10 protein-coding genes and 1 pseudogene are annotated in these 13,634 nt (G+C 71.5%); 6 read left to right on the top strand and 5 right to left on the bottom strand.

The genetic code is table 11. The features are described from left to right. Positions 1–144 precede the first annotated feature (144 nt). Positions 145–1,674, top strand: a complete 1,530-nt coding sequence (locus tag AB0761_RS06660) for an MFS transporter (RefSeq protein WP_377268032.1) — start codon at positions 145–147, stop codon at positions 1,672–1,674. Positions 1,675–1,773: 99 nt separating this feature from the next. Here AB0761_RS06660 and AB0761_RS06655 read toward each other — a convergent pair whose 3' ends face one another. From AB0761_RS06655 to AB0761_RS06640, 4 genes are all read right to left on the bottom strand, one after another. Continuing rightward, a complete protein-coding gene (locus AB0761_RS06655; protein WP_377268031.1) occupies positions 1,774–2,640 on the bottom strand; it encodes a carbohydrate ABC transporter permease in 867 nt (288 codons plus the stop codon). Further along, complete coding sequence (locus AB0761_RS06650) at positions 2,633–3,613, bottom strand: carbohydrate ABC transporter permease (RefSeq protein WP_377268030.1); 981 nt, start codon at positions 3,611–3,613, stop codon at positions 2,633–2,635. The genes AB0761_RS06655 and AB0761_RS06650 overlap by 8 nt, the downstream gene beginning before the upstream one ends. A gap of 95 nt (positions 3,614–3,708) precedes the next feature. After that, positions 3,709–5,037 carry an ABC transporter substrate-binding protein gene (locus AB0761_RS06645; protein WP_377268029.1) on the bottom strand — a complete coding sequence of 443 codons (1,329 nt, stop codon included), beginning with the start codon at positions 5,035–5,037 and terminating at the stop codon, positions 3,709–3,711. Beyond that, complete coding sequence (locus AB0761_RS06640) at positions 5,037–7,079, bottom strand: DUF2264 domain-containing protein (protein ID WP_377268028.1); 2,043 nt, start codon at positions 7,077–7,079, stop codon at positions 5,037–5,039. Before AB0761_RS06640 ends, AB0761_RS06645 begins: the two co-directional genes overlap by 1 nt. Positions 7,080–7,236: 157 nt before the next feature. On the opposite strand from AB0761_RS06640, the gene AB0761_RS06635 reads away from it, so the two are divergent. Beyond that, the gene (locus tag AB0761_RS06635; protein WP_377268027.1) at positions 7,237–8,355 is read left to right on the top strand and encodes a substrate-binding domain-containing protein; all 1,119 of its coding nucleotides are present in this window, start codon (positions 7,237–7,239) and stop codon (positions 8,353–8,355) included. Positions 8,356–8,387: 32 nt separating this feature from the next. Continuing rightward, positions 8,388–9,371 carry a hydroxyacid dehydrogenase gene (locus tag AB0761_RS06630; protein ID WP_377273952.1) on the top strand — a complete coding sequence of 328 codons (984 nt, stop codon included), beginning with the start codon at positions 8,388–8,390 and terminating at the stop codon, positions 9,369–9,371. A gap of 270 nt (positions 9,372–9,641) precedes the next feature. On the opposite strand, the gene AB0761_RS06625 is transcribed toward AB0761_RS06630, so the two are convergent. Continuing rightward, positions 9,642–10,634, bottom strand: coding sequence for a phosphatidylserine/phosphatidylglycerophosphate/cardiolipin synthase family protein (locus AB0761_RS06625; RefSeq protein ID WP_377268026.1), 993 nt, complete (start codon positions 10,632–10,634; stop codon positions 9,642–9,644). Between the two features lie 473 nt (positions 10,635–11,107). Between AB0761_RS06625 and AB0761_RS06620 the strand changes: the two genes are divergently transcribed. From AB0761_RS06620 to AB0761_RS06610, 3 genes and pseudogenes are all read left to right on the top strand, one after another. Beyond that, the gene (locus AB0761_RS06620) at positions 11,108–11,923 is read left to right on the top strand and encodes a maleylpyruvate isomerase family mycothiol-dependent enzyme (protein WP_377268025.1); all 816 of its coding nucleotides are present in this window, start codon (positions 11,108–11,110) and stop codon (positions 11,921–11,923) included. 147 nt (positions 11,924–12,070) lie between these two features. Continuing rightward, positions 12,071–13,458, top strand: a pseudogene (locus AB0761_RS06615) (OFA family MFS transporter). Beyond that, positions 13,455–13,613 carry a hypothetical protein gene (locus AB0761_RS06610; RefSeq protein WP_377268024.1) on the top strand — a complete coding sequence of 53 codons (159 nt, stop codon included), beginning with the start codon at positions 13,455–13,457 and terminating at the stop codon, positions 13,611–13,613. Before AB0761_RS06615 ends, AB0761_RS06610 begins: the two are co-directional and overlap by 4 nt. Positions 13,614–13,634 lie beyond the last annotated feature (21 nt).

The raw sequence follows: 13,634 nt of genomic DNA, 5'->3' as shown, positions 1-13,634 counted from the left end.
AGGGGCGCTGTCGCACCGTGCGGCGGCGCCCCTCCGGTGTGTGCCCGGGGCGTTCCGGTGAGTTGACAGAAAAAATTCAACGCACACATAATCAACGAGCGTTGAATTTAAGTCTCAGCCCCCGTCCGAGGGAGATCTGTCCCCATGACCAGCACCGCTCCACGGCCCGCACCCAAGGGCGCGACCGCGCTGCAGCACGGCTCACCCGGACCCTCCGGCCGCCGCTGGCTGATCCTGGCCGTCGTCGGCCTCGCGCAGCTGATGGTCGTCCTGGACGCCACCATCGTGAACATCGCCCTGCCGTCCGCCCAGCGTGAACTGGGCTTCTCCGACGGCGACCGGCAGTGGATCGTCACCGCCTACTCGCTCGCCTTCGGCAGCCTGCTGCTCCTCGGCGGCCGACTGGCCGACCTGGTCGGCCGCCGACTGGTCTTCCTCACCGGAGTGGCCGGCTTCGCCGCCGCCTCGGCGCTCGCCGGCGCGGCCGGCAGCTTCTCCCTGCTGGTCGGCGGCCGGGCCCTGCAGGGCATGTTCGGTGCGCTGCTGGCCCCCGCAGCGCTGTCACTGCTCAACACGACCTTCACCGACGCCCGGGAGCGCGCCAAGGCGTTCGGTGTCTACGGCGCCATCGCCGGAACCGGCGGCGCCATCGGGCTGCTGCTCGGCGGCCTGCTCACCGAGCACCTCAGCTGGCGCTGGACGCTCTATGTCAACCTCGGCTTCGCCGCACTGGCGCTGGCAGGCGGCGCCACGCTGCTGCGCCGCACCGCCCCCAACCGCACCGCCCGGCTCGACCCGCCCGGTGCCCTGCTGGTCTCCGCCGGCCTCTTCGGCGTGGTCTACGGACTCTCCAACGCCGTACCGCACGGCTGGTCGTCCCCGATGACCTGGGGATTCCTGGTTGCGGGCGCCGTACTGATCGCCGCCTTCGCCGGCTGGCAGCGGCGCGCGGCGCACCCCCTGCTGCCGCTGCGCATCGTGCTGGACCGCGACCGGGGCGCCTCGTTCACCGCGGTGGTGGTGGCAGCCTCCGGCATGTTCGGGGTCTTCCTCTTCCTGACCTACTACCTTCAGGCCACGCTGCACTACTCCCCGGTGCGGACGGGCCTGGCCTTCCTCCCGATGATCGCCGCACTGGTGGTCTCCGCGCAGCTGGCCACCAATGGCACCCTCCCCCGGGTGGGAGCCAAGGCCGCCGTCCCCGCAGGCATGGCGCTGGCCGCCGCCGGGATGGTCTGGCTCACCGGCATCGGCCTCCAGGGCGGCTACGCCTCACACATCCTGCCGCCGCTGCTGGTTCTCGGCCTCGGACTGGGCCATGTGATGCCCCCCGCCATCAGCCTGGCCACCGCCGGAGTCGTCCCCGCCGACGCGGGCGCCGCCTCGGCCAGCGTCAACACCATGCAGCAGATCGGCGGCTCCATCGGCACCGCCCTGCTCAACACCCTGGCCACCAGCTCCGCCGCCCGTTACGTCAGCGGCCACGGCCGCGGTCCGGCGAGCCTGGCCCAGGCCCAACTGCACAGCTACACCACGGCGTTCTGGTGGTCGGCCGGCATCTTCACCCTGGGGCTGGTCGTCACCGGGTCCCTCTACCGCCGCCGTGCGGCCGGGACCCGGCAGCCGGACGCCGCGACCGGGTCGGACCCCTCCGGGACGGTCGTGCACCTGTGACTGAGCCGGTGCGGTGCGGCGTCCGACCTGCCGGGCCCCTGCGGGACCGTGAGGACGGCACGGTGGAGCGGCGGAGCTCCATGAGGCCGAGTGGCAGGGCTATTTGACGGAGCCTGCCGTCAGCCCGGCGACCAGATAGCGCTGGAGCAGCAGGAACGCGGCCACCACCGGCACGCTGACGACGAGGGACGCGGCCATGACCTGGTTCCAGTACACATCGTTCTGCGAGGCGTAGTTGCGCAGTCCGACGGCGAGGGTACGGGTGGCGTCATTGGTCATCACGGAGGCGAAGAGCACCTCGCCCCAGGCGGTCATGAAGGAGTAGACGGCAACGGTCACGATGCCCGGCAGGGCCGCGGGGACCACCACACGCACCAGAGCGCCGATGGGGCCGTTGCCGTCCACCTTCGCCGCCTCGTCCAGCTCCCTCGGGATCGAGTCGAAGTATCCGACCAGCATCCAGATGGAGAAGGGCAGGGTGAAGGTGAGGAAGGTGATGACCAGGCCGAGCCGTGAGTCGGAGAGCTGGACCCCGGTACTGGCGCCGATGTTGACGTAGATGAGGAAGAGCGGCAGCAGGAAGAGGATGCCGGGGAACATCTGGGTGGACAGCACCGTGACGCTGAACAGCCGGCGCCCGAGGAAGCGGTGCCGGCTGACCGCATAGGCGGCCAGGATCGCGATCACCACCGAGACGGCGGTGGAGCAGCTGGAGACGACCAGGCTGTTGGCGAAGTAGTGGGCGAGCGGGACGGTGGTCCAGATGTCCAGGTAGGGCTTGAGGGTGAGCCGGGAGGGGATCCAGGTGAACGCCGCCTGGACGTCCTGCAGCGGCTTGAGCGAGCTGCTGAGCATGACGTAGAGCGGGACGGCGGTGAACAGGCCCAGCAGGGACAGGCCCACCCTGCGGATCCACAGGAAGCTCGGCGGCGGGGCCATCGGTGAGCGGGCCCGGTGATCAGACATCGGCCTTCCTTCCCCGGTTGGTGATCATCAGGTAGACGGCGGTGACCAGCAGCAGGAAGAGCAGCAGCAGGACCGACATGGCCGAGCCCGAGCCGAAGTTCCAGTTCTGGAACGAGGTGTCGTAGATCTGCAGGGAGATCAGGTCGGCCTGCGGCGGCGGGACATTGCCGAAGAGGGTGAAGGGTGTGTTGAAGTCGTTGAAGTTCCACAGGAACAGCACCAGCACCAGCACCTGGTTGACCGGACGCAGTTGGGGGAGCGTGATCCGGCGGATCCGCTGCCACATCCCGGCGCCGTCGATGGCGGCGGCCTCATAGAGCTCGCCGGGGATGTTCTGCAGGCCCGCGGTGACGACGAGGAAGGCGAACGGCCAGGTCCGCCACACGGCGGTGAGCACCAGGGCGTAGAAGCTGTTGGGGCCGATCAGCCAGAACGGCGGCGCATTGAAGACATGCAGGTCGTGCACGAGCAGCCGGTTCACCAGACCGGTGTCGCGCTGGAACATGAACTCCCAGGTGATCGCGGCGGTGTAGGCGGGGAGCGCATAGGGCACCAGGAAGTACGCCCGCAGCAGGCCGCGGCCGCGGAAGGGGTCCTGGAGCAGCAGCGCCGCGCCGGTGCCGATCAGCCAGGACAGCCCCACCGTGAGCACGGTGAAGGCGCAGGTGACCCAGAAGGAGTGCAGCAGGGTGCGGCCGATGGCGCCGTTGAAGTCCAGGGCGAAGCGGTAGTTGTTCAGCCCGGCGCCGGGGGCGGCGCCCCAGTTGCGGATGAAGAACTGGGTGAGCTGTTTGAAGCTCATGAAGATGCCCACCAGCATGGGCACCACATGGACGAGCAGTTCGAAGCAGACCGCGGGAAGCAGCAGCAGATAGGGCAGGCCCGCGCGGCGCACGCGCACCCAGGAGCGCCACGGTGGCACGGGGGGCGGTGCGGAGGCCCTGGCTGGGGCGGCTTCGGTGACGGCGGCCATCGGGCTGAGTCCTTCCGGGTGGAGCGGTGCGAACGGGTGGGGGCCGGGGCCGCGCAGGGGGAGTCCCGGCGCGGCCCCGACCCGGGGCGGGGCTGTCAGCCGCCCGCCAGCAGCTGCTGCTGGGCCTGGTCGAGCTGGTCGGCGATGGCCTGGTCGGTCACGGCCTTGCCACCGGCGGCCTCGGCGATCAGGTTCTTCATCACGGTGCCGATCACGGTCTGGAACTGGCTCACCTGGGGGATGGCCGGCATCGGCGCCGCCGTGGTGGCGAGGACGTTCTGGAACACCTTGACGGTGTCGGTCTGGAACGCCGGATCGGTGTAGGCGTCGGTGACCGAGGGCATCGAGCTGTAGGCCTTGTTGAGCGCGATCTGGGTCTGCTTGCTCGTCATGAACTTGACGAACTTCAGGGCCGCATCCTTGTTCTTGGTGTTGGCGAAGACGGACATGTTGATGCCCGCGACGATGGAGTCGACATGCTTGCCGCCCGCGGGCGGACTGGCGGGGAAGGGCACGGGCACCACGCCGTACTGGGACTCCTGCATGCCGTACTTGGCGAGCGAGGCGCCGGCGGCCTGCCACATCAGCATGGCGGCCTTGCCGGTGGCGAAGTCCTGGACCGCCTCCGTGCCGTTGGAGTACTCGGCGTCGCTGGGGTTGGCGATCTTGTCGGTGCCGATGAAGTCGATGAACTGCTTGAGGGCGGCGACGTTCTGCGGGGTGTTGAACGTCGGCTTGCCCGAGGCGTCGAAGAAGCTGCCGCCCTGCTGCTGGCTGAGGACGAAGGCGTGGTGGGTGTTCTCCGGGGTGCTGGCACCTTCGACGGCCAGGCCCCACTGGCTGCCGTGGGTGAGCTTCTTGGCGTCGGCCAGGAAGTCCTCCCAGGTGGCGGGCGGGGTGGCGATGCCGGCCGCCTGGAACATGGCCTTGTTGTAGTACAGGCCGTAGGCCAGCGAGTAGAGCGGGACGCCGACCGGGTCCTTGCCGGGCGCGCCGGTGGCGGCGAGCGCTCCCGGCAGGAAGCGGCCGGTGCCGTCGATCTGCTTCATGACATCGCTGCTCATCGGCAGGAAGGCGCCGGTGGCCTGGAGCGAGGCGGACCAGGTGTTGCCGATGTTGACCACGTCCGGGGCCTGGCCCGAACTCGCCGCCGCGAGGACCCGGTTGAGCAGGTCGCTCCAGCCGATGACCTCCAGCTTGACCTTGACGCCCGTCTGCTTGGTGAAGGCGTTCAGCTGCGGGGTGAGCACCTTGACGTCGTCGGCGATGGAGCTGCCCTGGTCGCTCGCCCAGTAGGTGATCGTCTGCTGTCCACCGCCGCCGGTGGTGTTGCCGGAGCCGCCGCTGGAGCAGGCGCCGGCGAGGAGTGCGGTGGCGACGGCGAGCACGCTCAGAGCGGGACGGCGGTAGGGGGATCTGGGCATCAGGAACCTTTCGAAGGGGTGGGTGGTTCGGAGAATCGGTCGAGTCGCAGCACATCGGTGTGCCCGTCCGGCCAGGCCACCCGCACATCGACCCCCTGCTGGCCGGCGGCCTCGTGGACGGTTGCCTCGGGTACCGCCCCCACCGCCCGGCCCAGCGCGATCGCCGCGACATACACCTCGCCCGGGTGCGGCTCCCGCTGGGACTCCAGGTGGACGGTCGCCGCATGCGGGCCGTAGGAGGTGCGGCCGGTGGAGCTGCGGACGCCCGGACGCAGCGGCCCGTGCAGCGCCACGGCATGGGCCTCCAGCCCGTCCTCGGTGCGGGCGACGGCGCGGTCGGCGCCCGTCCGCTGCGCGGGGGGCTGCCGGCCGGCCACCGCCCAGCCGCCGATGCGCAGCAGCGACCCCGGGGCGTCGCCGTCCACCCGGACCGCACGGACCTCCCAGGAGCCGCGCAGTACCGAGCCGGTCGTCAGCCAGGGCCCGTCCTCGCCGTCGCGTCCGGGCCGGCAGGCCCGGTGCTGTGAGGCGGCGCTCGCACCGGAGACGGCCAGTCGGTGCAGCGGGCGCCGGTGGGAGGGGCGGCCTTCGGTGTCGACCAGGGCGACATGCGAGTCGAGCGGGCCGCCGGGCAGGTCGAGGTCGGGGGTGGACGGCCGGGTCACTCCGTCGGGGCCCGCGACCGGCCCGGGGCCGCCGAGTTCGGGGCCGGTGGCGGTCGAGTAGGCCCACCGGCAGTAGAAGGGGTCGTAGGCGTGCTGGCTGACCGGGCCCTGGTCGGCGTGGTCGGAGCCGTGGTTGGCGATGCGGACGATGCCGTCGGCGCGAGTGCCGGAGGCGATCCAGCCGGGGGCGTGCAGGGTGCGGACGAAGTCGCCGCGCTCGACCGGCAGCGGCTCCTCCACGGCGGTCCAGACCGGGTGGTCGGCGGGCAGCAGCAGTCCCGCGAATCCCTTGCTGGCCCAGTAGGGCGAGGCGGGGCCGGAGTAGCTCTGCCGGATCGGCAGGTGCTCGCCGTACCAGCCGAGCGAGAGCAGCCCGTGCCGGTCCAGGCTGCCGCGTTCGGTGAAGTACCGCAGCATTCCGCTGCCGATCCGCCGGGTCAGACCCGGGGCGAGCGCCTGGGCGCCGAAGATCTGGTCGGACCAGAACGGCGCCGCGGCGGCATGGCGGTAGGTGAGCGAGCGGCCCTGGTGCAGCGGTGAGCCGTCCGCGCCGACCAGATGCTGAAGATCCGTCAGATAGTCGCGCAGCCGGGAGCGGTAGCGGTCGGCGAGCCCCGGTTCGGCGGCCTCGCCGGAGATCCGGCAGTACCAGAGCGGATAGAGGTGCAGCGCCCATCCGCTGTAGTGGTCGAAGTTGCGCAGCGGCGGCGGGGTGTCGGCGCCGTCGGCGTACCAGCCGCCACCGGCGTACCAGGTCTCGGTGCGGGCGAGGGTGTGCTCGATGTCGGCCTGCTCCCAGGGGCCGCCGACGGAGCGCAGAAACGCCTCGACGATCGCCTGGAACCAGACCCAGTTGTTGTCCGGGACCTCCGCTCCGACCATCTCGGAGAGCCAGTCGACGACCCGGCCCTGGGCCGGTCCGTCGAGGCGGTCCCAGATCCAGGGCCGGGTCTCGTGCAGGGCCAGCGCGATGGAGGCGGCTTCCACCTTGGCCTGGTTGCACTCGGACATCCGCGGCCAGCGCTCCGGCGAGGCCGGATCGGTGCCGGCGACCAGGCCGCGGGCGTAGCGCTCGGCCAGTGCGGCGGTGCCACCGGTGCCGCCCGCTCCGGCGATGCGGAAGGCCGCCAGCAGGAAGGTCCGGGCATAGCCCTCGAGCCCGTCGCTGTGCCGTCCCGATCCGCTCGCCGGTCCGGGCAGGTGGATCAGTGCCTGATGCGGGGTCGCATAGGGGCGGACGGCGTCCAGCATTCCGTCGGCCAGATGCTCCCAGTGTGCCCGGGTCCAGCCGGTGTGCGGAGAGAGTGCCGGATCGTCAGCAGGCCCGCCCCGCATCAGCTTTGGGGTGCTCGTGGCCGAGGTGCCGGTGGTGCGCATCAGAGGGCTCCTTTCGAACAGTCGCCCACAATGCCCAGAGATCCGCAGCGAGTCAACGGGTTCAACCAAGAACCGCAAAAACCTGCTAGTTTCCGAAACGCGCCGTAAGGCCGAGCAGGGAACGAGCAGGATCGACCCCGGACGGGATGGAGGGAACGTGCTCGCACAACAGCGGCATGACTACGTTCTGGAGCAACTGCGCGCCCATGGGGCGGTCCGGGTCACGGATGTCGTCACCGGACTCGGGGTCTCCGACGGGACTGTCCGCCGTGATCTGGAAGTCCTTGAGAGCCAGGGCAAGTTGACGAGAGTCCGCGGCGGCGCGGTGCTGCCCGCAGGCTCGGTGGCGAACCCCGCCGGCCCGCGAGGAGCCGAACGCCCCGAGGCAGCGGCCCGGACCGACGGCGCGATCGTCGGGATGCTCGTGCCCTCCACCACCTACTACTATCCCGAGGTCATCCGCGGCGCGCAGAGTGCCGCCGCCCGCGCCGGGGCGCGGCTGGTGCTCGGTGTCACCGACTACGACCACGACCGCGACCTCGACCAGCTGCACGACCTGATCCGCTCCGGCAGCAACGGCCTCCTGGTGACCACCGCCGACGGTCCGGTGATCCCCGCCGGGGTCAGGGAGTTCCTGGAGTGCTGCGGCCTCCCGTACGTCCTGGTCGAACGCCGCTCGGCAGCGGTCTTCGACCACGCCGAATGCGTGCTCAGCGACCACCGCCAGGGCGCCTACCGCGCGGTCGAGCACCTCGCCGCCCTGGGGCACCGCCGGGTGGCGCTGTTCGCCCACGCCACCCCCACCGCGAACCTGGTGGCGGAGGGGCACGCCGAGGCGGTGCGCCTGCTCGGCCTGGATGCCTCCGCTCCGGTGGTGGCGCCCGAGCGCAGCGCCGGCCGGCCGGGCATCGACGACTTCGCGCAGGCCTGCCGTGACTCCGGTGCCACCGCCGCCCTGGTGCACTCCGACCGGGAGGCCATCCTGCTGCTCCAGCGGCTGCGGACGCACGGGGTCCGGATCCCGGAGGACCTCGCGGTGATCGCCTATGACGACGAGGTCGCCGCCTTCGCCGAAGTGCCGCTCACCGCGGTGGCCCCACCCAAGTTCGAACTGGGACGGATGGCGGCCGCCGCGCTGCTGGACCGCCTCGGCACGGCCGACGATCCACCGGTACGGCAGACCGTGCTGCAGCCCCGGCTGGTGGTGCGGGACTCCACGGGGGCAACGGCAGGCGAGCGCCGCGGAGCCGCCGACGCCGGGGTGGCGCTCCGGTGACCAGCACACCCCGCCGCACAGCGGTCCTCGCCATGCGCCCCGCGATCGCCTCCGCCATCTTCGACGCCGACGCCCGCCGACGCCTCCTCGACCTGGTCGACATCGACCTCGATCTCGTCCTGGACGACCTGAGCACCGCGCAGGCCCGCGCCACCCTCGCCCGCGCCGACGTCCTGATCACCGGATGGGACTGCCCGCCGCTCGACGAGGAGGTGCTGCGGGCCGCCCCCCGGCTGCGCGCCGTCGTCCACACCGCCGGGACGGTCAAGCACCATGTCACCGAGGCCTGCTGGCGACGCGGCATCCAGGTCACCTCGGCAGCCGCCGCCAACGCGGTCCCGGTCGCCGAGTACACCCTCGCCGCGATCCTCTTCGCCAACAAACGGGTGCTGGCGGCGAGGGACGCCTACCGCAGCCACCGCGACCGCGCCACCGACTGGCACGCCAGGCTCGCCACCGCGGGCAACTACCGCCGACGGATCGGCATCATCGGCGCCTCCCGGATCGGCCGCCGGGTGATGGAACTGCTGCGCCCCTTCGACCTGGAGGTCCTGCTCAGCGACCCCTATGTGGAGCCGGACGAGGCCGCCGGGCTCGGCGCCCGGCTCAGCCCACTGCCCGAACTGTTCGCCGGCAGCGACGTGGTGAGCGTGCACGCCCCCTGGCTCCCCGGCACCGAGGGCCTGGTCTCCCGCTCCCTGCTGGCCGCCATGCCCGACGGCGCAACCCTGATCAACACCGCCCGGGGCGCGCTGGTCGACCAGCAGGCCCTGGAGGAGGAACTCGTCTCCGGCCGGATCGACGCCGTGCTCGATGTGACCTCGCCGGAGGTGCTCCCCGCCTCGTCGGTGCTCTACACCCTGCCGAATGTGCTGCTCACCCCGCACATGGCCGGTTCCATGGGCGGCGAGCTGCGTCGCATGGGGGACTTCGCCCTGGACGAGCTGGAGCGCTGGACCCGCGGCGTCCCCTTCCTCGACCCGATCCGCCCGGAGGCCTGGGACCGGACCGCCTGAGCAACCGCCCACTGCCCCGGCCGCCGGCCCGGCCGCCGGCCTGGGGCTCGGCCGGGCGACCGGGCAGGGCGTGGAGACCCGGTGGCGACGTCCTCCTCGATGTTCGGCCCGGCTCTGCTGCGGCAGGCGTCGGCCGGACGGGCCACCTGTGGGTACAGGGGGCCCGTCCGGCGCCGCGGCGGGGCGCAGGGAAGGGCCTGCGTCCCCGTGGGTCCGGCGGAGGGCGGGCCGTACCGCCTCCCCGCGCCCCGCAGGGGTGCAGGACCGCGGTCAGAAGGGCGTGCCGCCGGCGAAGTCGGCGGTGAAGGTCGACTCGATGCCGTTCTCGACACCGGTGTCGGTGGTGATCAGGCCGAGTTCGCGGTTGTGGTTGAGCGAGTTGTCGGAGAAGTTCTCGGAGCCCGCGAACACCTTGGCGGTGGAGGTCCCGTGGTCGGCCACGACGGCCTTGGCGTGGACGTACAGGCCGCTGCTGGAGGAGTAGGTCACCACCGCTCCGCCGGCGGTCTTCACCTGCTTGAAGTAGCTCTGGTAACTGCTCGGGTCCATACCGACCACCCGCACGGCCACCCCGCGCTTCTCGGCTGCGACGATCGCGTTCACCAGCGCCGAGTCGCCGAACTCCAGCTCCTCCACATCGAGGCTGTGCTGTGCGCCGTTGATCAGGCCCAGCAGCCGGCTCTGCGAGTCGGTCGGGGACCACACCAGGGTGTCCCCGTCCGTGGGGGTGACGGAGGTCTTGGCGTAGTCGGCGGCGAACACCCGCTCGATGGCGCCGACATCAGCGGAGTCGCTGTCGAAGACCCCGTAGTCGCGGTCGTTCCCGTAGTAGGTCGAGTCGAGGTTGCCGGTCGTGATCAGCGACCTGGCGCCGTCGACGGTGAGGGTCTTCTGGTGGGTGTAGACGAACGCCGTCGAGGAGTAGACCACCCCGACTCCGGCGGCCTTGAGCGTCGAGTACGCCGAGCCGTTCACCGAGGTGTGCGCGCCGTCCAGGACGACCCGGACGGCGACCCCTGCCTTGCTGCGGTTCACCAGGTCGGTGACCGCCGTGGTGTCGCGCAGTTCGTACATGGTGACGTCGATGGAGGAGGTGGCGGAGTTGATGAAGTCATAGACGCTGCTGTGGCTCTGGTCCGGGAAGACCAGCAGTGAGTAGCCGCCGGTGGCGGCCCGGGCAGCGACGGGGGTGAGCGCGGTGGCCGCTGCGGTGCCGATGGCGGCGATGGCCAGAGCCACGCGTCGCGGGGGGCTGATGCGCATGGGTGTCTCCAGACTCCGGATGTGTGGAGGCGTCCGCGACCGGGGGAGGTGCGGACGCGCGCGGTCGCGTGCTGGGGCGGGACGCATGTCCCGTGGGTGCGCCCGGCGGGCGGGCGGCAGGCTCTGCGCCGGTGGGGGGACCGGTGCCGGGCGGACGGATGGTGACGGTGGGTCAGCCGGTCCGGGGGTGGGGTCCGGCCTGGTTCGGTGGCTGTGTCCATGACATCGTGATCGGCGCCTACGCGGGTAGACATGGCGTGTGAATTTCACGTGCACAGCGCGTTCCGGGCCGCCGGATCCGCACCGGCACCGCACCCCTGCCGCCCCGCGTACGGCCCGCCACCGCCCCGCATGCGGCACCTCCGCCGCCCGGCTCCGGCGCCGGCGAGAGCACCCGCCCAGGTCACAGGTGCATCGGCGATCCCGCGGCAGGTCTGGACAGCGACCCCTGCTCTGCCCCAGGCTTCAGCCCCATGACCGCACCCCACGCCGCAGCCGCAGTCGGCGCACCACTGCTCGATGCCGCCACCGCCGTCGCCGAGGAGATCGCCGACCTGCTGCGGACCTGTCCCGACGGCACCACGCGGCTCATCCCGGGGGCCGAGTGGACCGTCAGCGAGGCGGCGGCGCATCTCGCCGTGGCCAATGAGCTGATGGCGGACATCGCCGACGGCCGTGAACGCCCCTACGGCGACGGCACCCCGGGCAGCCTCGCCGAGGCCAACGCCAGGTCGCTGGCCGACTACACCGAGCGGGACACCGCCGTGCTGGCCGAGGCGACCGCCGGGCATGCCCGGGACTTCGCCCGCGCCGCCGCCCGGCGGCCCGCGACCGAGCCGGTGGTGAGCCCGCTGGGCCCCATGGACCTGGGCACCCTCAGCTGCTATCTGCTGGCCCATATGCTCGCCCACGGGTACGACATCGCCCGTGCACTGGGGCGCCCGCACATGGTCGACCGCGACCGGGTGGAGCTGTCGATGCCCTTCCTGCTGGCCGGTATGCCCATGGTCATCGACCCGAGCGCCGCCGCCGGGCACCACGGCTGCTATGCGATGCGGCTGCGCGGCGGCTCCCGCTTCGCGGTCACCATCACCGACGGCACGGCCGTCGTCACCGCCGAGCCACCGCGGCGGCCCGACTGCACCATCCTGATCGAACCGGTGGCCTTCTTCCTGCTGGCCCTGGGCCGGGTCGGCCTGCAGTCCGTCATGCTCCGCGGCAAGGTGCTGTCCTGGGGCCGCAAGCCGTGGCTGGCGCCTGCCTTCCCCGCCCTCTTCAAGGCTCCCTGACCGACCCCGGGTGACCCTGACTGGCCCCGGGTGACCCCGGCCGCCCCGTCCGTATCAGCAGGATCGCTGCGCAATCCCTTGCCACCGGCCCCGGAGAGTCGTTCAATCTTCACCATTCATCTGGTCGAGAAGGGACGTGCAGCCGGCATGACGTCAACGGCGTACCCAGGGTTCCTCTCCCGCTCCCGGTCCATCGCCCCGCCGTCGTGGAGCCGCTGGCTGGTCCCCCCGGCCGCCCTCTCCATCCATCTGGCCATCGGCCAGGCCTACGCCTGGAGCGTCTTCAAACCGCCGCTCGAGTCGTCGTGCACCTCAGCGGTACCCAGAGCGCGCTGCCCTTCCAGGTCGCGATCGTGATGCTGGGCCTCTCCGCGGCCTTCGGCGGCACCTGGGTGGAGCGCAACGGCCCCCGCCGGGCGATGCTGGTCTCGCTGGTCTGCTTCTCCGCGGGGTTCCTGCTCGCCGCCGCGGGCGCGGCCACCCGGCAGTACTGGCTGGTCGTCCTGGGCTACGGCTTCGTCGGCGGCATCGGCCTCGGCATCGGATACATCTCACCGGTCTCCACGCTGATGAAGTGGTTCCCCGACCGGCCCGGACTGGCCACCGGGATCGCCATCATGGGGTTCGGCGGCGGAGCGCTCATCGCCTCCCCCTGGTCCACCCAGCTGCTCTCCTCCTTCGGCACCGACTCCTCGGGCATCGCGCGGACCTTCCTGGTGATGGGCGTGGTCTATGCGGTCTTCATGTCCCTGGGCGTGCTGCTGGTCCGGGTACCGCCGGAGGGCTGGCTCCCGGCTGGGGCACAGGGGTCCGCGACGGCCTCCCGTACCGCGGCGGCCACCGGCGAGGTCTCGGCGCGCAACGCCCTGCGGACCCCGCAGTTCTGGTGCCTGTGGGTGGTGCTCTGCGTCAATGTGACCGCCGGAATCGGCATCCTGGAGAAGGCCGCCCCGATGATCGGGGACTTCTTCGCCGGCACCCGCACCCCGGTCAGCGCCGCGGCGGCGGCAGGCTTTGTCGCGCTGCTCTCGCTGATGAACATGGCCGGGCGGATCGTCTGGTCCTCCACCTCGGACCTGGTGGGCCGCAAGAACATCTACCGGCTCTATCTCGGCGCCGGGGCACTGATGTACCTGGTCATCGCCCTGGTGGGGAACGCCTCCAAGCCGGTGTTCATCCTCTGCGCGATGGTGATCCTGTCGTTCTACGGCGGCGGCTTCGCCACCGTCCCCGCCTATCTCAAGGACCTGTTCGGCACCTATCAGGTGGGTGCCATCCACGGCCGGCTGCTCACCGCCTGGTCCACCGCGGGGGTGGCCGGCCCGCTGATCGTCAACGCGGTCGCCGACAGCCAGAAGCGGGCCGGGCACAGCGGGCCCGCCCTCTACACCCTCTCGGTCACCATCATGATCGCCCTGCTGCTGGTCGGACTGGTGGCCAACGAGTGCATCCGCCCGGTCCACCCCCGCCACCACGAGCCCGCCCCGGCCGAGACCGCACCGGCGGCCGAGGCGCAGAGAGGAGCGCAGAGTTGAGCGCGCAGGAGGAGACGGCGCAGGACATGACGGCGCAGCCCGATCAGGTCCGCCGCCGGGGCCTGCTGGTCCTGGTCTGGCTCTGGGTGGCCGCGCCCTTCGGGTACGGCGTGTACGAACTGGCACTGAAGCTCCGCCAGCTCTTCGGTAACTGACGGACCATCAGTCAACGGGAC

The organism is Peterkaempfera podocarpi (genome assembly GCF_042466665.1).
Classification (GTDB): Bacteria; Actinomycetota; Actinomycetes; order Streptomycetales; family Streptomycetaceae; genus Peterkaempfera; species Peterkaempfera podocarpi.
Note: the sequence above shows the minus strand (reverse complement) of the source record. Positions and strands in the feature narration are given on the sequence as shown.

What these genes read in the sequence shown, in the direction of transcription:
- AB0761_RS06660 (WP_377268032.1), top strand. Translation starts at nt 145, where the DNA reads ATGACCAGCACCGCTCCACGGCCCGCACCCAAGGGCGCGACCGCGCTG.
- AB0761_RS06655 (WP_377268031.1), bottom strand. Translation starts at nt 2,640, where the DNA reads ATGTCTGATCACCGGGCCCGCTCACCGATGGCCCCGCCGCCGAGCTTC.
- AB0761_RS06650 (WP_377268030.1), bottom strand. Translation starts at nt 3,613, where the DNA reads ATGGCCGCCGTCACCGAAGCCGCCCCAGCCAGGGCCTCCGCACCGCCC.
- AB0761_RS06645 (WP_377268029.1), bottom strand. Translation starts at nt 5,037, where the DNA reads ATGCCCAGATCCCCCTACCGCCGTCCCGCTCTGAGCGTGCTCGCCGTC.
- AB0761_RS06640 (WP_377268028.1), bottom strand. Translation starts at nt 7,079, where the DNA reads ATGCGCACCACCGGCACCTCGGCCACGAGCACCCCAAAGCTGATGCGG.
- AB0761_RS06630 (WP_377273952.1), top strand. Translation starts at nt 8,388, where the DNA reads ATGCGCCCCGCGATCGCCTCCGCCATCTTCGACGCCGACGCCCGCCGA.
- AB0761_RS06625 (WP_377268026.1), bottom strand. Translation starts at nt 10,634, where the DNA reads ATGCGCATCAGCCCCCCGCGACGCGTGGCTCTGGCCATCGCCGCCATC.
- AB0761_RS06620 (WP_377268025.1), top strand. Translation starts at nt 11,108, where the DNA reads ATGACCGCACCCCACGCCGCAGCCGCAGTCGGCGCACCACTGCTCGAT.